This window comes from Angelakisella massiliensis (assembly GCF_900104675.1).
Classification (GTDB): Bacteria; Bacillota; Clostridia; order Oscillospirales; family Ruminococcaceae; genus Angelakisella; species Angelakisella massiliensis.
Genome location: NZ_LT629945.1, coordinates 2,603,025 through 2,621,154, shown reverse-complemented (window position 1 = coordinate 2,621,154; position 18,130 = coordinate 2,603,025). Strand labels below are relative to the sequence as shown.

Below are 18,130 nucleotides of genomic sequence, written 5' to 3'. Positions count from 1 at the left end.
GTCATACAAGAGAAAGAGAGGAAGAATGATAGATGGAAATGGTGGAACAGAATATCAGCGGCATCAAGCTGGAAAAGCTGCGGCAGGAAGCGCTGAAAAAACATAAGATCCAGCGCAGGCTGCTGCCGGTATGTTTTTTGGTGTTTGCCGGGCTCTCCCTGCTGAAGGAAGGTTTTTTATTTCTTTATATCGGCCAATATGGCTGGGGAGATGCCGTTTCCACAGGCGGTTTATGGATGCTGGTGGGTGATTTGATGATGTCCGCTATTCTGTCGGCAGTCATCTATGTGTTCTATATGATGCTGGTATGGCAGAAGGCTTATGACCGCTTCAATTTCAGCTTCAAAAACAAGTATGTGCTGGATACCATCCGGCAGCTTCCCGGTTTTTCAGAGCTGCGGTATAACACCCAGGGGGGCTTTTCCTATGAAGAAATGTGTCTGATGAATCTCATTCCCAAAGGTGAAAAGGTTTTTTACAAAAGCTTCGATGAGCTGAGAGGAGTATTGGACGGCGTTCGTTTTCGGGCCGCCAATGTTTTCACCGGCAAGAAGGCAAATGGCCGCCGCTCCCTGCCGGATACCTTGTTTGAGGGACAGATCGTGACCTTTTCCACCTTTGATGACCGGAAAATCAGCCAGGGTTTTGTGCAGGTGTTTTCCAAAAAGGCACTGTCTGAAATCAAGAATACCACAGCACCGCTGAACATCCAGACAGAAAACAGCGTCTTTAACGAGAATTTTCTGGTGTTCGCGGAGAATGAGCAGAACGCTTTTTATATCCTCACACCCCATGTTTTGGAGCACATCACCGCTTTTCAGGAAGCCATGGAGGGAAAAGTGTATTTGGCTTTCTGTGACAAAACCATGTATGTGACCTGCGCCCAGATGCGCAATCCCTTTGACGCGCTCATTGACGTTCCCATTGCGCAGCAGCGCAGCCGGATCGAGGAGGATACCAGGATCCTGCGCAGCGCCAGAGAGATTCTGGTGAGAGCGGCACAGGATGGACGGGCATAAGGAGCATGGTCCGCAGAGAGTGAGGAAGGAGTTTTGAAAAGATGAAAGCAACCATTATCGTCAGTGCGCTGATCGTTATTTTGATTGGAGTGCTGAGCGTATTGTCCGGAGAAATGGCTGGCTTTATCGCTTTGATCGCTACATTGGCCTTCGGCCTTGGCATCACAGCTGTGCTGTATCTGAAATTCAAGCCCAGGGAAAAACGGGTGGACACCTTTAATCCTTTGTCGCCCACCCTGCGGTGGATGAATACAGCGGGATCCATCCTGCTGGCCGCCAACGAGTCCGCGGATTTTCGCTATTTGGGCGGCTACGGATACCGTGTTCTGTTAAACGGCCAGCAGCAGAGCCTGCGGCGTACATTATGGGACTACTGGGGGATTCAGAGCCATGACACCGCCCTGGAAGAAATGCGCTCGCTGCTTACCGAGGGGATGCGTGCCCAGTATAAGCAAGATATGGAGCGGCTTGCCCTCCAGTATCAGATGTACACCGAAGAGCAGCTGGTGGAGGAAGTACGGAAAATAGATCCCAACGCCGATGAGGACAGCTATCTGCCCAAAATGCTGCTGGCATGGCGCCGCTATGGGGAAAACGCCCTGCTGGGCTGGGATATGGGACGATGTGCCTTTATCATTCAGTGGTGTTACCTGTCCGGTTATGTGGATATGCAGGAAATGCTGGACATTGCTGTGGACGCAGGAAGAAAGGCTCAGAAGGTTTTTCAGAACTGGGAAGAAATGATGGAAAGCTATCTTCTGGGTGTACAGTACTGGCAGCATGAGGACAAAAATACCCCCGGCTCCATGACAGCAGAGCGGTGGGGACTGTATGAAAAGCTGTGGAAGGGTCAAAAGCCCTTCCGGGAATCTCCCTATGTGTCCACCCCCTTTGAGCTGCCGCTGTCCAAGGAGATCATCACCGACCGGTACGGTGTTTTGCCGGAGTACCAGAAATATTATCATCCCAGCAAAAACTAAACGGCTGCAAAAAGTGCTGTTCCAATGGCCGGGACAGCCTGAGGAGGTGTGGCAATGTTAAAAATAGGGGACTCTTTTGTATTTGAGGATGATTGGAGCCACAGGCGGAGTGCTCTTTATTATGACCAGGGGGACGAGGAAGAACCGGCATCCTGGTCGGTAAGTGTTGGATTTGCCCAGGGGGCTTTTGACGGGGAGGAGATTCTGCCGTCCCTTTGCATCAATCCCATCGATACAGATAAGCGCTCTGTGGGGGACCTTGCGGGGGCTTCTTTTTCCGTTGACACCATGGAAGAGAGCATGGACCGGGAAGACACGTTTTATATCTATGAGCATGAGCCGCTGGTGAACTATCAGCTGAAAGTGCTTGAAATCAGGGACCGTAAGGCCCACATCCAGTGTGCTGGAACCTTGGTGGTGGACGGATACGCAGATCCCTGCACGACGGAGAAGTTTGAAATCGACAGCTGGATACCGGTGATCCAGTCGGCGGCAGATTGGGAAAAGTTTGGGATGTAATTCCTCAAAACATACGGATCAGGCCGAGGAGTCTCAGCAATGGCTCAAACAAATATACTCAGCTTTCCCAGAGACAGCCGAAGCGCCTTTACAGTGCCAATGGGCTTTTTCTGGGGGGGGGTAAAACCATGGTAAGAAAACAACCGCTGCCTCTGTAAGGAGCTGCTGGGAAAAGGGGGAAAATCGGGAACGCTCATGGAGATGACAAAAAAAGAGTTTTATAAAAAGCATGCCGGCGGAAAGGCTAGAGCCCGATTTTCTTTGGCAGCTGGTTTTTCGCTTCTGTGTATAGCGGTATTTTATCTGCTGCCGGGGAAAGAGATCTATCAAAACCACGGCATCCCGGAATTTTGGGCCGCAGTGGATATGGCCGTTTTGATCGTCTGCGGCTTGGGTGCCGGAATCACCCTGAACCGTGTGTTATCCGTCTTTCTTTTGATTTATGGCTGTGCCGTTACCCTTGTCCTGACGATCCAAACAGGCGTTCCGGCGGGATTCTGGCTCATTCTGGCTGGAGTGTATGCCACCCAAGCCACCTTTTGTCTGCACAATGAGTACCAGCGCTTTTTGGAGAGCGGCGAAATGCCTCAGGCATCCAGCAGGAATATTCCCCGGAATGTCGACGCGGTTCCACTGCGTTCCCGTCCTTTGGCCGCGCCGGAGGGAAGCATACCATGCAGCAATTGCGGAAGCAGCGGCTATCTGCCAGGGGAAAACTTTCAGATGAATTTTTGCCCGGTGTGCGGCGGTCTGGGGTATGTGCTGCCGGGTGGAGAAAAGATCGGAGTTCTGATGCGGCTGAAAACCTTATGGCGTCCAGTTTTTCTGCCGATGCTTCTGATTTTCGCGGGACTGTTTCTAGCTATGAAAGTTGCTTTTCTTCCCCAGCAGCTGTTTCCCCTTATGGTGAACAGACTGGAAACACCAATGGAACTGCTCCGGGCCTATTCTGCTTATTATGGCTTCTGGCTGATCAGCCTGGCTGCAGGCGGTGTGCTGATGCTCTTGTTTGACCTGCTGATATGGCGTCATTACCGCAATTCCTGTTGCGCGGCGTTTATCGGCCTTGTGGCAGTGCTGTATCTTGGCGCAGCCGCTGTGATGCTGATCGCTTACGATATTCCCTCGCTTTGGCGGCAGGGGAGAGAGGATGCCGCTCAGGGGGAAAGCAGCCGGCTGGAAACGGTGACCGTATGGCTGCACCCCAGAAGCGCACCGGCCAGCCTATCAGGCCCGTTTCCGGCGGATGAGGAAAAGCCGTTTACTCTATACGGCGGGATCAGTGAGGAAACAGATGAAGAATGGGAACTGTTTTATATTCCAAACAATTTGGGATTTTCCTTGGATGCCGATGCCCTTTACCAGGAAAATAAAAGTGTCAGCTGGAATGAACAATACGCAAGGCAGTATCAGATCCACTATACGACAAATTTCCATTTTGTATTTTCTGTGGAGCCGGCAGACTGAAATGATCTTCTGTGGCTCTGCGTGATCTTCACAGCATAAAATAAGCCCTTTAAGGTGCCGGATAGGAGTGAACCGTTGTCCTCAGCTCATTTCCGGTCCCTTAAAGGGCGTTTTGTATATTGCTTTTTGCCATCAGGCGATGGACACAACCGGGAAAGCGTACATCCATTTTTGCTGGTTATTTCAGCGGTACGGACGGTCTTTCAGCCTCATTTGGCAAGACGCTTTGTCTCAATGCCCCGGGACCTTACAGCAGAACTTTTCCCTGCCGATAGTATTTGTCCATTTCTTCCGGGGGTACCATGCTGCCGCCGGTAGCCCATACAAGATGGGTGACTTTTTCCGGTGCTGCGATGGTTTCGGTGTATTCCTTCATGCCTTTATCAGAAACGGTAAGCACCGGTCCATACATTCCCGCCAGGGCGCTGGGCTCGAGAAAAACCTTCTCGCTGTCGGCCAGCAGAGCCAGCAGGGCGGACATCCGCTCATCCTGCAGGGAGTAGCAGCCGCTCATGAAGGGTGCCATCAGCTTTCCTACGAAGCCGGAAGCTCTGCCAACAGCAAGGCCGTCAGCGATGGTGCGGTTGTCAACACCGATGTCCTGTACGCTGATATTGTTTTGCAGACCGGTAGCCATGCCCAGCATCATGCAGCAGGAATGGGTGGGTTCAGCGAAGAAGCAGTGTACCGCGTCTCCAAATACCATTTTCAGACCAAAAGCCACACCTCCGGGACCGCCGCCCACACCGCAGGGGAGATACACCATGAGGGGATGCTGGGCATCCACAGTGATGCCTGCCTCTGCCAGTTGGTTTTTCAGTCTCAGGGCAGCGACGCTGTATCCCATAAACAGGGTCTTGGAGTTTTCGTCATCCACAAAATGACAATACTCATCCTTTTCAGCATCCTTGCGGCCCTGGGCCACCGCAACACTGTAATCACTTTCATATTCCATCACAGTGACGCCCTTGCTGCGCAGCATATCTTTTTTCCACTGTCTGGCGTCCGCGGACATATGAACGGTAACCTTGAAGCCCAGTTTGGCGCTCATGATGCCGATAGAAAGGCCGAGATTGCCTGTTGAGCCCACGGCGATGGAGTAGCGGGAGAAGAGCTGGCGGAACTCGTCGGAATCAAAGCAGGCGTAGGAATCTCCTTCATGGAGCAGACCGTTTTTGAGGGCGATATCTTCTGCGGTTTTCAAAACCTCATAGATACCTCCACGGGCCTTGATGGAGCCGGAAATGGGCAGGTGACTGTCCATTTTCATCCAAACATGACCGGGAATGGAAACGTGATACTGCTTTTCCATGGCAGCTTTCATCTCTGGAATTTCTCTGAGGGGGGACTCGATCAAACCACCCGCCGCAGCTGTTTCGGGGAAAGCGATGCGGAAATAGTCGGCAAAGCGTGCAAGCCTTGCCTCGGCATCCCGTACGTCATCCATAGTCAGGGGACACTGTGCTGCGGCCTCGTCAAAAGGCACTTTTTTGTCATTGATCCATACGGTTTCTTGCAGGGCCTCCACGGCACGAAATACCGGAGACTCCAGGCGGAGCTGCTCTGCGGTTTTTCCGCAGAAGGTCTGTTTGGAATTCATCATGATTACCTCTTTACTGAAAACTGTGTAATATAGGGTCCGGCGTGTCTTGAAAGGCAGGCACGCTTTGTGAAATGACGGGTGCATTCGGGATATCACCGCTGGTTTCTGATGAGGCCAGTGGTGATATCCCGATTTTAGATCCCAGTGGGAGTAAGTGATTGATGATAAGGTCAGGTGTTCTGAAATCAGAACATACCGGGCAGCACGCCGGAGAAGGCGTTGAGGACAGCCAGGATCACCATGCCAACGATACCGGAAAGGATGCAGGGAACGGTGGTAGTCATCAGGCAATCCTTGGTGTTCAGTCCATTATAGGTGGAGGGGAACCAGAAGGTCACGTCGGTGGGGAAGGTGGCGCTGTGGGCTCCCAGGCAGACGGAGAGACCGGCAACAATGGGGGATATTCCCGCGGCAAGGCACACCGGACCGGCGATAGCGATGGAGGTGAGCATGGCGGCAGTAGCGGAACCAACAGCGGCGCGGATGCAGAATGCCAGCAGGAAGCCCAGCAGGATGACGGGCATATTGGTTGCAGACATGATCTCTACCAGATCGGTGCTCATGGTGGTGGCGCCCAGCATGGAAGCGAAGCAGCCGCCGGCGCCTACGATCAGCAGGATGTTGCCCACGCGGTTGGCGGACTCATCAATAAAGCCCATGACAGTCTTGTTGGGAATGTACTTGCGCAGAGTGTAGCCGGTGACCAGCATGGCGATGAACAGGGCGATATTGGAGTTGCCGAAGAAATTGACTACGGTGTAAACAGGGCCTTCGGTGACAAACAGAGAGAAGATGGAGGCAAAGACGATCATCACGATGGGCAGGATCACCAGCAGGAAGCTCTTCATGGCGGAGGGCTTGGTGGGATCGGGAGCCAGAAGCTTGTCATCATCCATAATGGCCTTCATTCCATCGTGCATGGCTTTCTTTTCCTCGGCGGAAGCGACAAAATTCGCATAGACCCAACCGATAAGCAGAGAAGCGGGCAGGCAGACGACCAGTCCCCAGATGATGAACCAGCCAATGTTGGCGCCTGCCTGACCGGCAACGGCCAGAGGACCAGGAGTAGGAGCGACACAGCTGTGGGTGAGCATCAGACCGGTGAAGATGGCGATGACATAGGCTTTCATGTTCTTTCTGCTGATTTTCTGCAGTGCCACCACCAGGGGGGCAGTCATAACATAGGCGCAGCCGAAGTAGATGGGAATAGACAGAATGAATCCCACCAGGTTCAGTGCCAGCAGATCGTTTTTCTTGCCGAACAAACGAACCATGCCTTTGGCCAGCTCTTCCGTGGCGCCGGATTCACCCAGAAAATCACCGAAGATGCTGCCGAATACGATCAGCAGACCGATGCTGGTCATCATATTGCCGAAGCCGGCAGGCAGGGTGCTCAGCACATCAGCGGCAGGCATACCCACCATCAAACCAAAGATAACGGCGGCGGCAAACAGGCCCACAGAGGGGGTGACCTTGAATTTGATCAGGGCGATGAGCAGCAGAACAAAGATGATCAAAAAAGCAATTAATGGGGACATGACAGATGTTCCTTTCTATGATGGCTTTTTGTGAAGTGGTGAGGTTTTTCTCAGGCGTTGTGACGGATCATCCGGCCGGAATACTCACCGGTAAACTGCTTGTCGGCATAAACGATCGCTCCGTTTACAATGACGCAGTCGATACCCTTTGTAATGCTGTTGGAATTGATGTATGTAGCGGTATCCTGCAGTCTGTCATAATCGAAGAGCACCAGGTCAGCGTCATAGCCGTCGCGGATAAAGCCCTTGTTTTTGATCAGCAGATACTCGGCGGTAAGACCGGTCATCTTGTTGACTGCCTGCTCCAGGGTCAGGATGCCCTTCTCTTTGACAAAGTAGGTGATGGCATGGGGGAAGGTGGCGCTGGCACGGGGATGTCCCTTTTCCTTCCAGCTGCGGGTCAGACCGTCGCTGCCTACGATGCAGTAGGGATCGCGGATGATTTCGCATACATCCTCATCGCACATGCTGCAATAAACACCGCCGGTGGAGCAGTTGTTTTCCACGCACAGATCAAAGAAAGCAGTCCACGGATCCTTGCCGATGAGTTCCGCGTATTCGGTAATAAAGCGTCCCTCAGCCTCGGGGGTCTTGGCAGCGGAATAGACATATACGCCGCTCCAGCCGCCCGCGTTCAGGTAATAGTTATCATAAGGAGTGGCAGGATCCTCCATCTCCTGACGCAGCTTTTCCCGGAAGGCGGGATCCCGCAGCTTGTCGGTCATGGAAGCAAATCCGTTTTCAAAGTACCAGGGGGGCATGCAAGCGTTGAGGGTGGTCATGTTGCGGGTATAGGGGTACTGATCGCAGATAGTGCGGATGCCCTCATCATTGGCCTGATGGATCAGTGCCAGGGTTTGTTTCTGCTTGCCCCAGTTGGGTTTGCCCAGCATCTTATGATGGGAAATATCCACCCGGACACCAGCCTGACGGCCCACATTGATTGTCTCCTTAACGGCATCCACCACAAAATTGGCTTCATCACGCATATGGCTGGCGTAAATGCCGTTGAAGGGAGCGATCACCTTGGCCAGTTCAATAATTTCCTTTTCCTCAGCGTAGCAGCTGGGGGTATAGATCAGACCGGTGGAAAAACCTGCCGCGCCGGATTCCATAGCTTCCCGCAGCACGCCCTTCATGGTATCCAGTTCCTTGTCTGTGGCGGGACGGTTGGCCATACCCATGACCGAGATCCGCAGGGTGCTGTGGCCAATATACATTTTGGCGTTGGCAGTCAGCGGCTGTTTGTCGGCGTATTCCAGATAGCGGGAAAAGCTGTTCCAGTTTTTCATGTCATCCGGGAACCAGGTGGTGCCCATGGAAAGCATATTTTGGGTGGCCTGCATATTTTCCGGAACCACAGGTGCCATGGAAAGTCCGCACTGTCCCACGATCTCCGTGGTAACGCCCTGAGTGGTTTTGAACAGGTGAGCGTCCTCGCTGCCGAGAATCATATCACCGTGGGAATGAGCGTCGATGAAACCGGGAGCCAGGCAGCGTCCGGCGGCGTCGATGGTTTTCGCGGCTTCCGCACCCTCGGTATCAAGTACCAGCTTTCCGTCTTTGACACCTACATTTCCACGATATGCAGGCTTTCCGCTGCCGTCAATGATATTGGCGTTTTTAATCAGGATATCCAGCAAGATGATTTCCTCCTTTATGACCGCCGTGCTCGCTGCAGACCGTACGGCATTCATTTTTGGGGCCCTAAAACGTTTAATTATATTTAACACTTGTTTAGGCCGGATGTCAATATTCTTTTGCATTAAATGAAATATTTAGGCTGATATTACAGAATATAGCCTTATATTCTGTAGCATTTCACAATACCTTTTTCACCAAAAATGTTAAGTGAAAATGTACATTTGCGACTTGCAAAAGTAGGAAATAAACGGTGGGCGCCGCCAGCGGGAAGTCAGAATTTCCTGCTCAGGCACATCATAACCATTGCTGCGCAAGGTCTTTAACGACGCTGCCGTGATGATGAAAAATAGGTTTGCCGTATCCCTGTGCTTCAGCTGACACCAGACCGGATTCCATAGTTTGACACTCATAGGTTTGTGTGAGATAATAAACAAAAACACCTGTGGAAACAGTCACACTTCAACGAAGGAGCAACTACATGAGTACAGGAAGCTTGGGCAAAAAAATACAGAGTATCCGTGCGGCCAAGGGGATGTCTGTTCGCAAGGCTGCGGGTCTTGCGGAGATTACCCCTTCTATGCTGAGCCAAATTGAGAATGATCAGGTCAATCCGTCCATTAATACACTTCGCACATTGGCCAGTATTTTAGATACACCTTTGTATATGCTGTTTCAGGAGGAGGAAAATGAGGCTCCTGTTGTCCATCCGGAAAACAGGTTGACCATGGGCTCCAAAAGTGAACCGGATATCCGTTATGAATTGCTTACACCGGATACAAAGGGAAACATTGAATTTTGTATGATGATCATTCCTGCGGGCATGAGCTCATACCGCGATGCCCGCAGCCATGAGGGGGAAGAGGTTGTTTATCTGCTTTCCGGGGGTGTGGTACTGGAAATTAACGGAACAGAACTGTCCCTCGCCTGCGGAGACAGTGTGAGGATACCGCCTCGTGCCAATCATGTCTGGCACAACCGGGGTGATGTGGAAGTGCGTGCGATATTTGCCATTACACCTCCGTCCTTCTGAAAAAATCATTGTGCGATCGTTACAATCAAAAACTGCTGAAAACCGCGCGGCTCAATCATCCGGGGATTTGAGCTGCGCTGTTTTTTACAAATCTTTTCTGCACTGGCAAGAGATGGGGAAGCGGCAAATGAACAGCAGTGCTGCGGGCTATTCAGAGCCGGCTGAGAAGGGTGCTTTGACTTTATGTAACCCATGGACAGATTACATTAGGAGGAGGAAACCTAAAGGCTTTTAACGCAGTTGTGCTGCTGATCAGTGGGGTATTTCATGAAAGAAAAAGATAATGGAAGGTGAAAATTTACAAAAGAGTGATAATTTTGTAACAATCAGACTAGATAAACTGATTTTGTCAGAAATTTTTCAGTGATGTATACGAAAAGCTGCAAAAGTCATGGATTATGTTTCAAGAGAGTGTTATAATTGTAACAAACCTGAGGATTGTGATGATCAGAAGGAAGCATTCCCTGCGGCGGCAATGGAATGGGAGAATCGGATTGGTCCGATGGTTTGACTGAAGGAGGAAAGAGAAATGACAACACATTTAAGCAAAAAGATCCTGTCACTGCTGCTGGCAGCGGCAATGGCACTGTCTGTTGCGGCCTGTTCTCAGCCCGCTTCCAGTGCGTCCTCTTCTGAGAGCGCACCGTCCAGCGAAGCGGCCGGTAAATATACTGCCGGAACTTATGAGGCTTCCGCCGCCGGCATGAACGGGGATGTGAAGGTGTCTGTGACTGTGGACGCCAACAACATCACCGCTGTGGAAGTGACCGAGCATCAGGAGACCCCTGGTATTTCTGATCCCGCTATCTCTGATATTCCCGCCGCTATTGTGGAGGCCAATTCTGTTGATGTGGATGCGGTTTCCGGCGCCACCATCACCTCTGAGGCCATCAAGAGCGCTGTCGCCACTGCTCTGGCCAAGGCGGAAGGCAAAGAGGTGGAGGAAGAGGGCGCTACAGAGATCGCCTTTACCGATCCTGACGTTATCGTCATTGGCGCCGGGTTTTCCGGCATGAACGCCGCTTTGGAGGCTGCCAACAACGGCGCCAAAGTGATGCTTATTGAGAAGAACAATGCTGTGGGCGGTTCCATTCGTTTTGCGGGCGGTACCCTCAGCGGCGCCGGTACCAAGATGCAGCAGGAGGCCGGAGTGGAAGATTCCCCCGAGGACTTCATTGCGGACATTGAGCGGATGGGCGGCGGACGGAATATTCCTGAGCTGACCCAGAAGCATGTGGAGAACGCCGCTGCGGCTGTGGACTGGATGGATTCTCTGGGCGCTGATTTCGGTGACCGTCAGCCCAAGCAGCCCCAGACCTACGACGCTTTTGAGATCCCCCGTGAGCATCGTGTTACCGGCGGCGGCGCGGCCATGGTAGAGCTGGTCAAGCCTCTGCTGGACGAGAAGGTTGCCGAGGGCAATCTGGAGATCCTGCTGAACACCGAGGTAAAGGATATCATCATTGAGGATGGTGCTGTTACCGGCGTGATCATCAATGACGATGCCGGTACCCAGTATAAAGCCAAGTCCATCATCCTGGCCACCGGCGGTTACGGCCACAATGAAGAGTGGCTCCATAAGTACAATTATGAGAATGTTCTGACCACTTCTCCCGAGTTTGTCACCGGTGATGGTTATGTGTTTGCGGAAAAGGCCGGCGCGGTCTTCTCCAATATGGACTATCTGCCCGCTTATGCCGGCGGCGTGCCGGTATCCGACACCGGTTTTGTCCGCTCCGTCACCGCCAAGGAGACTGCTTATCCCGGCGCGATCTGGGTGAACCTGGATGGCAACCGGATGCTCAACGAATACAACTGCCTGGACAGCGAAAAGAAGAACGCCTGGGCCACCGCTCCCCATAACATTGTGTACATCATCATTTCCCAGGAAATGAGAGATACCCAGGATCCCATCCTCTCCGTCAACAGCAAGGGCGATGAAAACTGGGCCCGTTTCGATGAAGAGCTGGAGAAGGGCGAGGTAGTATTCAAGGGCGATACCGTTGAGGAACTGGCCGGCAAGATCGGTGTGGATGCTGCCGCCCTCAAGGCCACCATCGACACCTATAACGCTGACTGCGCCGCCGGTAAGGACAGCCAGTTTGGCCGTACCGAGTCTCTGATTCCCCTCACCGGTACTTTGTACGCTGTCAAGACTGTGCCTTATGTGATGCTCACCAAGGGCGGTCCTCTGATGAACGCGGATGCTCAGGTGCTCAATGCTGACGGACAGCCTATCCCCGGCCTCTATGAGTGCGGCGAGCTGGCGGGCGGCGCCAATATCGGCGGTGCCTGCAACATTGGTGGTCTGGCCAATACCAGCTGCATTGTCTGGGGTAAGATCGCCGGTGCCAGCGCAGCAAAGTATGCTCTGGCTGAGTAATTCCTTCAACAGCAAGTAGTAATTCTCCATATAGCCGAACGCCGGTGTCTCCCAGGAGGCACCGGCGTTCGGCTTGGTTATAATGTTTTTGGGGGAAGGGCCTTTTATAGATTGCTCCCCGGGAAGATAATTCCCGGCGGATCTAAACTTTTGCAGTGACTTTTCCTGTCAGTGATTCCAGGTATGCCTGTGGATCAAAGGGATCCAGGGGGCTGTCCTTTTTCAGGTACAGGGGATGGTGGGGATGCCCTCCCTTTTTGCTCCGGGCACCGGCGGTGAACCATTTGGCCCCATATTCCTCCCCTATGGCGATCATCTCCTCCACGCAGCGGGGAAGATAGGACCTGGTTTGAATGATGGTTCCCCAGGCGGCCCAAATGGCTGGGGTCTCAGTGGACAGGGACAGTATGTAACGGAAGGCGGCCATATTCTCCTGATGGAGATAGGGATCGCAGTCCCGGTCCATATCCTGGGGACGGGTAGCCCGTTGAGCGCAGACATTAAACATGATGAAGCTGTCATAGCCGTTGTGGAGAGCCACCCGTTGTACCGAGCAAAGGGTATTGTCCAGAGCGTTGGGGGCGGCGGTGGAAGGGTTGATTCCCACACAGATCAAAGGACGCTGTCCCCGTGTGCCCAGAATATACCGGTAATCGGTGTAGGCGCAGGGAACATAGAGCCACTGTCCGGGATCATAGTCATGACCGGGTTCCATGGACTGGGCCAAGGCTTCTTTAAAGGACAGTACCGGCGAACGTTTTTCCAGGGGATTGGGAATATGCATCCAAAGTCATCCTTTCACATCCTCTTGAGATTCTTCCAGGTCCGGGATGGGAATTCCGGCAGCTTCCTTGTCCCGGAAGCGGTTGCGGCGGGCGTTTTCTGCGATGGCGGCGGAAATCAGTCCCTCCACCCGTTCCACCTCCTCGCGAAAGGCTTTTGCCGAGATCCGCAGAGCGCCATGGCCCAGAATGATCAGCTGCTCCAGGCCGTCAGAGGTGGCTACCCGGACTTTATGCCGCTGGCCGATATCGAAAGTGGCCTTTTCAATATAAGCGTCGGCAGTTTCCGCTTCCTTGGTGTACACCACATAAATGTTGTGATAGCGGCTGACGGTTCCGGTATTGCCCGGTACTTTATAGGCGTCGAATACCAGGATGAGAACACAGTTTTTGTATCCCTGATAGTTGCACAGCAGATCCATCAGCGCCTGGCGGGCCGCATCGATGTTGGTTTTGGCCAGGGTTTTCAGCTCCTCCCAGGCAAAAAGAATGTTGTAGCCATCCACCAGCAGGTATTCCGGTACCGGTTCTTCCGGGGGAGGAGGCGGGGTGAGGGAGCGTTCCGGCCCCAAAGGGAGAGGGGTATCCCGGCGGCGGATAGGACCATAGGTTCGTTCAAAGATAGCCTGGAGCTCCTTGTCCTCCTCCAGGGAGCCGGAATAACTGGAGCGGGGCACCGATCCAGCCACTACAACAGTGGGGGAGGAAGGCTTTTTCAGCACACTTTCCAGATGCATCTGGCTGTCCACCTGGTCCCAGGGCACCACGACACCGGCTCCATGAGAGCAAAAAACAGAATCTGGAGGATTTTCCAGGTCCCGCAGAGGGTCGTAACCCTTGGCTGCCACTACCTCTTCGGTGTTGTGGCAGGGAAGATACCCCAGAATTGTGCAGGAAAGTCTTCCCTGTCCCTGGGTGTAGGAGGTAACTTCGGTTTGATAATCCCCCATGGCGGAAACGGGAGCGCTGCCGGTTAGAATGGATTGTCCATCGCTGGTTTCCGGCGGTTGAAACTGAGCGCCCATACGCTGCAGATCAGACATGGCCCGGCCTACTGCAGCAGAGGGCAGCTCCAGCCGGAAGGAATACCAGGGCTCCAGCAGCTGGTTTTGGGCTTTCATCAGCCCCTGGCGTACCGCCCGATAAGTGGCCTGGCGGAAATCTCCTCCTTCGGTGTGTTTGAGATGAGCCTTTCCCGCAGCCAGAGTGATGTGCAGATCGGTGATGGGGGAGCCGGTAAGAACACCGGGATGAATCCGCTCCTTCAAATGGGTGAGAATCAACCTTTGCCAGTTGCGGTCCAGCTGATCCTCACTGCAGCTGGAATCAAACTGCAGGCCGCTGCCCCGGGGACCTGGCCGCAGAATGAGATGGACCTCGGCATAATGGCGGAGAGGTTCAAAATGCCCCACGCCTTCCACCGTATCCAGAATCGTTTCCCGGTAAAGAATGCTGCCGGGGCCGAAGTCCACTTCCAGCCCAAACCGTTCGCTGATTACCTGACGCAGCACTTCCAGCTGGATTTTGCCCATCACCTGCAAATGGATTTCTCCCAGGCTTTCGTTCCATACCAGGTGGAGCTGGGGATCCTCTTCCTCCAGCTGCCGCAAACGGAGAAAGACAGCGTAAGGATCACATCCCTCCGGCAGGATCATGCGGCTGGAAAGAACCGGTTCCAGGAAAGGGCTTTCGCTGTTTTCCTCAAAGCCTAAGCCCTCACCGGGATAGGTATGGGTCAGTCCCGTAACAGCGCAGACCGTTCCAGCCTGTGCCAGGGAGATGGTCTGGTATTTGGCGCCGGAATAAAGGCGCAGCTGGTCCGCCTTCTCCTCCCAATATTCCCCGGGTGCCGTCTCTCCCGCGGGGCGGTTGGTAAGGAGGGCTTTTACCTTCAGCTCACCTCCTGTTACTTTCAGATAAGTCAGCCGTACTCCCTGGGGGTCCCGGGCAATTTTAAAGACCCTGGCGCCAAAAGCAGAGGGATATTGAGGGCGGGGAGCGTATTGATCCAACCCTTCCAGCAGCTCCTCAACTCCATTCAGGCGCAGGGCGGAGCCAAAGTAACAGGGAAAAACCTTTCTTTCCGCTACCAGCCGGCGAATTTCTTCCCTGGTGATCTCCCCCTGCTCCAGATAGGTTTCCATCGTCCTTTCATCGCAGAGAGCCAGATTTTCCAGTCTCTTTTCCAGGGGCTCCTCTGGAGAAAAGTTGACGAATCCTGTTTTTTGCAGCTGCCCCAATTGATGGAGCAGGTTCTCCGCTTCCGCTCCCGGCAGGTCCATTTTATTGCAGAAGATAAAGGTAGGGATGTGATATCGTTCCAGCAGGTTCCACAGGGTCCGGGTGTGGCTTTGGAGGCCCTGGGGACCGCTGATGACCAGTATGGCGCAGTCCAGCACCTGGAGGGTGCGTTCCATTTCACTGGAAAAATCCACATGCCCGGGGGTGTCCAACAGTGTTAGCTCCACCTCTTTCAGGGGGAGAATGGCCTGCTTGGAAAAGATGGTGATTCCCCGCTGACGCTCCAGTGCGAAGGTGTCCAGGAAGGCGTCCTGATGGTCTACCCGCCCCAGCTGCCGGATAGAGCCGCCCAGATACAGCAGCCCTTCGGAAAGGGTGGTTTTGCCTGCGTCCACATGGGCCAGCAGCCCTGCGCAGATGGGTATTTTCTGCTTGTTTTCTTCTGTTTGCCCGCTCATAAAAATTCCCCTTTTTGTGAGAACATAACGTTAATCAGTATACCATAAGAGGGGATTATAGTCGAGACGCAGATCTTTCTTTTATCAGAAGAAGGGAACCCTGGTTCTTTAAATTTTTTCTTCCCAAAACAAACATTCCTATGGGTGATTTTCAAGCTATACAGGTGGTTCGGGATATGGTCAAAATGAAATCTGATGAAAGTTCATGGAAAGCGCTGGAGATAAGTTCTTGACATCTTTCCCGAATAACTGCCGCTGCCAGTATTGCTTTGAGACGGCTGCCTTTGCATCTGGAGTTGGGAGTGGGCCCGATTCTTCCCTGAAAAATCTTCTGAAAAAGAAAAAACAAGTGGTACCGGCCAGAATGAAGTGACCCCAAAAAGTTAGACAATATTTGAAAGTAAAAATTGTCTAAGCAGCCGAAAGGGCTTGTTGTCTGTGAAGAGCAGGCGGCAAGCCCTTCAGCTTTGCCTTGATGCGGCGGTTGTTGTAGTAATCCAGATAGTCCAGCAGTTCCCGCTTGAAGTGCTCCATAGATTCAAATTCTTGCAGATACAGCAACTCACTTTTGAGTAAGCCAAAGAAATTTTCCATAACAGCATTATCCAGACAGTTACCTTTGCGGCTCATACTCTGTTGAATTCCTTTCTTACGAAGCATACGCTGGTACTGCTTATGTTGGTATTGCCAACCTTGGTCGGAATGAAGGATTAACTCTGTTGTATCTGGTATTGTTTCAAAAGCCTTATCCAGCATGGTAGTAACCATACTCAGAATCGGTCGGTCAAAGATGGCATAACTCACCAAATACCCGTTGTGTAAATCCAGGATTGGAGAAAGATAGAGCTTCTGGCCAAATAGGCTGAACTCTGTCACATCGGTGACCCATTTCTGGTTTGGCTCTTCAGCACAGAAATTCCTGTTTAGCAAATTAGGAGCAATTTTGCCCACTTCTCCCTTGTAAGAATGATATTTCTTGATTCTGACACGGCAGACTAAGCCTAATTCTTTCATAAGCCGCTGGACAGTCTTGTGATTGCAAATAAATCCACGGTTATGTAACTCAGTTGTGATACGGCGGTACCCATACCGTCCTTTGTTCTCGTGGTAAATCAGGGTGATTTCTGCTTTGACTTCCTTGTATTTGTCTGGTACCCTCATCTGCTTCAGATGATAGTAGAAGGTAGCACGAGGAAGTTGAGCGATTTCGAGCAGAAACGACAGCGAGAATTCATGCCTCAGTTTTTGAACTACCTGCGCTTTTTGTGCTGGCGTCGCTCTTCTTCCAAAACCAAGGCTTGCAAGTTTTTTAAGTAAGCATTTTCTGCTCGTAGCCGCTGAACCTCAGCGAGTAAATCCTCTTCCACTTTGCTTGGCAGTCTCTCCGTTTCGCCCGTACTCCTGCGTCCTCGACGCTCTATAGCAAGGCCTTCCGGACCTTCTTCCAGATAAATCCGTTCCCAGCTTTGAATGCGTCCATGTCCATGGACTTCGTATAGCTTGGCAGCTTCCTCATAGCTAAGGCCATCTTGCATGACTGCCTCAACCACCTGCTTCTTGAATTCTGGCGTATAACGTTTGTTTGGTATTCCTTTTGGCATAATAAAGCACCCCACTTCTTAGTCAGTATATCATACTGTCTAACAAATGGGGTGCAGTTCAGAAACCAGGTGCCACTTGCTTTTTTTATGTTTTTGGAGCGGCGGGGGAAAGAGGCGGAATTACTGCTGCTCTTTGAGAATTTTACCCGCCAAATCAGGGAAGTTTGTAATAACCGAGGTAATGCCCGCGGCAATCAAACGGCGAAGATCTTCCTCCCGGTTGACGGTCCAGGCGTTGCAGCCCAGGCCGTGGTCCTCAATCTCCTGAATATTTTCAGGAGTAAAGGAGCAATACTGGGCGTTGATGTAGTCGGCGCCCAGCTTTTGGCCATAAGCGCCGGCATCCACGATCCAGGAGCTGGTGAGCAGGCCGGTGGGAATGTGGGGAGCCAGCTTTTTGCACTTGACCATAGAATAGTGATTGAAGGAGGAAAAAGCGGTGCGATCCTCCAGCTTAAACTCCTGGATCAGCTCCAGCACCTTTTCTTCCAGCTGAGGGTAGACGAAAATGCCGTTTTTCAGCTCTATATTGGTAAATTGAGGCTTATCCTTCATAAATTCAAAATATTCCCGAAGAGTGGGGATGTGCTGCGGCTGGCAGGGGGAAGCAAACTTGGCTGCGGCGTTGAATTTCTGAAGCTCCTCCAATGTATAATCCCGAACCAAGCCGGTACCATCGGTGGTGCGGTCCACCATTTCGTCGTGGATAATAACCACCTGGCCGTCCTTGGAAAGCTGTACATCCAGTTCGATGCCGTCGCAGCCGGCGGCTACTGCATGTTCAAAGGCCAGCATAGTGTTTTCAGGGTAGTGGGAGGAAAAACCTCTGTGGGCAACGTTCTTTGTCATAAACAAGACCCTTCTT

General features: G+C 52.4%; 12 protein-coding genes and 2 pseudogenes. 6 read left to right on the top strand and 8 right to left on the bottom strand.

The annotated features are described in order from the left end of the window. Positions 1-32 precede the first annotated feature (32 nt). From BQ5383_RS17890 to BQ5383_RS17875, 4 genes are all read left to right on the top strand, one after another. Positions 33-1,019: a DUF3137 domain-containing protein gene (locus BQ5383_RS17890; RefSeq protein ID WP_071434314.1), complete on the top strand. Its 987-nt coding sequence runs from the start codon at positions 33-35 to the stop codon at positions 1,017-1,019. 41 nt (positions 1,020-1,060) lie between these two features. Further along, positions 1,061-1,999: a DUF1266 domain-containing protein gene (locus tag BQ5383_RS17885; protein WP_071434312.1), complete on the top strand. Its 939-nt coding sequence runs from the start codon at positions 1,061-1,063 to the stop codon at positions 1,997-1,999. Between the two features lie 54 nt (positions 2,000-2,053). Beyond that, positions 2,054-2,518, top strand: a complete 465-nt coding sequence (locus tag BQ5383_RS17880) for a trafficking protein particle complex subunit (RefSeq protein ID WP_071434310.1) — start codon at positions 2,054-2,056, stop codon at positions 2,516-2,518. A gap of 261 nt (positions 2,519-2,779) precedes the next feature. After that, positions 2,780-3,985 carry a hypothetical protein gene (locus tag BQ5383_RS17875; RefSeq protein ID WP_139193470.1) on the top strand — a complete coding sequence of 402 codons (1,206 nt, stop codon included), beginning with the start codon at positions 2,780-2,782 and terminating at the stop codon, positions 3,983-3,985. 247 nt (positions 3,986-4,232) lie between these two features. Here the strand turns inward: BQ5383_RS17875 and BQ5383_RS17870 are convergent, their stop codons facing one another. The 3 genes from BQ5383_RS17870 to BQ5383_RS17860 all read right to left on the bottom strand — a co-directional run bounded on the left by BQ5383_RS17870 (position 4,233) and on the right by BQ5383_RS17860 (position 8,769). Continuing rightward, on the bottom strand, positions 4,233-5,588 hold the full coding sequence (locus tag BQ5383_RS17870; RefSeq protein WP_071434304.1) for a D-serine ammonia-lyase: 1,356 nt from the start codon (positions 5,586-5,588) through the stop codon (positions 4,233-4,235). Positions 5,589-5,773: 185 nt separating this feature from the next. After that, the gene (locus BQ5383_RS17865; RefSeq protein WP_071434302.1) at positions 5,774-7,126 is read right to left on the bottom strand and encodes a GntP family permease; all 1,353 of its coding nucleotides are present in this window, start codon (positions 7,124-7,126) and stop codon (positions 5,774-5,776) included. Between the two features lie 50 nt (positions 7,127-7,176). After that, positions 7,177-8,769, bottom strand: coding sequence for an N-acyl-D-amino-acid deacylase family protein (locus BQ5383_RS17860; protein WP_071434300.1), 1,593 nt, complete (start codon positions 8,767-8,769; stop codon positions 7,177-7,179). Between the two features lie 479 nt (positions 8,770-9,248). Between BQ5383_RS17860 and BQ5383_RS17855 the strand changes: the two genes are divergently transcribed. Together BQ5383_RS17855 and BQ5383_RS17850 are read left to right on the top strand one after the other, a co-directional pair. Beyond that, positions 9,249-9,800: a cupin domain-containing protein gene (locus BQ5383_RS17855; RefSeq protein WP_071434298.1), complete on the top strand. Its 552-nt coding sequence runs from the start codon at positions 9,249-9,251 to the stop codon at positions 9,798-9,800. Positions 9,801-10,329: 529 nt separating this feature from the next. Next, a complete protein-coding gene (locus tag BQ5383_RS17850) occupies positions 10,330-12,183 on the top strand; it encodes an FAD-dependent oxidoreductase (protein ID WP_071434296.1) in 1,854 nt (617 codons plus the stop codon). 142 nt (positions 12,184-12,325) lie between these two features. Here BQ5383_RS17850 and BQ5383_RS17845 read toward each other — a convergent pair whose 3' ends face one another. From BQ5383_RS17845 to BQ5383_RS17825, 5 genes and pseudogenes are all read right to left on the bottom strand, one after another. Next, positions 12,326-12,967, bottom strand: a complete 642-nt coding sequence (locus BQ5383_RS17845) for a DUF1643 domain-containing protein (RefSeq protein ID WP_083390055.1) — start codon at positions 12,965-12,967, stop codon at positions 12,326-12,328. A gap of 6 nt (positions 12,968-12,973) precedes the next feature. Then, positions 12,974-15,664 (bottom strand): translation factor GTPase family protein, encoded by a 2,691-nt coding sequence (locus BQ5383_RS17840; protein WP_071434294.1) that lies wholly within the window; start codon positions 15,662-15,664, stop codon positions 12,974-12,976. 411 nt (positions 15,665-16,075) lie between these two features. After that, positions 16,076-17,025 (bottom strand): annotated as a pseudogene (locus BQ5383_RS17835) (IS3 family transposase); the annotation flags it as partial. 15 nt (positions 17,026-17,040) lie between these two features. Continuing rightward, positions 17,041-17,265 (bottom strand): annotated as a pseudogene (locus BQ5383_RS22090) (transposase); the annotation flags it as partial. 120 nt (positions 17,266-17,385) lie between these two features. Continuing rightward, complete coding sequence (locus BQ5383_RS17825; protein WP_071434290.1) at positions 17,386-18,114, bottom strand: glycerophosphodiester phosphodiesterase; 729 nt, start codon at positions 18,112-18,114, stop codon at positions 17,386-17,388. Positions 18,115-18,130: the final 16 nt, after the last annotated feature.

Coding starts and splice junctions, on each gene's coding strand:
- BQ5383_RS17890 (WP_071434314.1), top strand. CDS start 33: ATGGAAATGGTGGAACAGAATATCAGCGGCATCAAGCTGGAAAAGCTG.
- BQ5383_RS17885 (WP_071434312.1), top strand. CDS start 1,061: ATGAAAGCAACCATTATCGTCAGTGCGCTGATCGTTATTTTGATTGGA.
- BQ5383_RS17880 (WP_071434310.1), top strand. CDS start 2,054: ATGTTAAAAATAGGGGACTCTTTTGTATTTGAGGATGATTGGAGCCAC.
- BQ5383_RS17870 (WP_071434304.1), bottom strand. CDS start 5,588: ATGATGAATTCCAAACAGACCTTCTGCGGAAAAACCGCAGAGCAGCTC.
- BQ5383_RS17865 (WP_071434302.1), bottom strand. CDS start 7,126: ATGTCCCCATTAATTGCTTTTTTGATCATCTTTGTTCTGCTGCTCATC.
- BQ5383_RS17855 (WP_071434298.1), top strand. CDS start 9,249: ATGAGTACAGGAAGCTTGGGCAAAAAAATACAGAGTATCCGTGCGGCC.
- BQ5383_RS17850 (WP_071434296.1), top strand. CDS start 10,330: ATGACAACACATTTAAGCAAAAAGATCCTGTCACTGCTGCTGGCAGCG.
- BQ5383_RS17845 (WP_083390055.1), bottom strand. CDS start 12,967: ATGCATATTCCCAATCCCCTGGAAAAACGTTCGCCGGTACTGTCCTTT.
- BQ5383_RS17840 (WP_071434294.1), bottom strand. CDS start 15,664: ATGAGCGGGCAAACAGAAGAAAACAAGCAGAAAATACCCATCTGCGCA.
- BQ5383_RS17825 (WP_071434290.1), bottom strand. CDS start 18,114: ATGACAAAGAACGTTGCCCACAGAGGTTTTTCCTCCCACTACCCTGAA.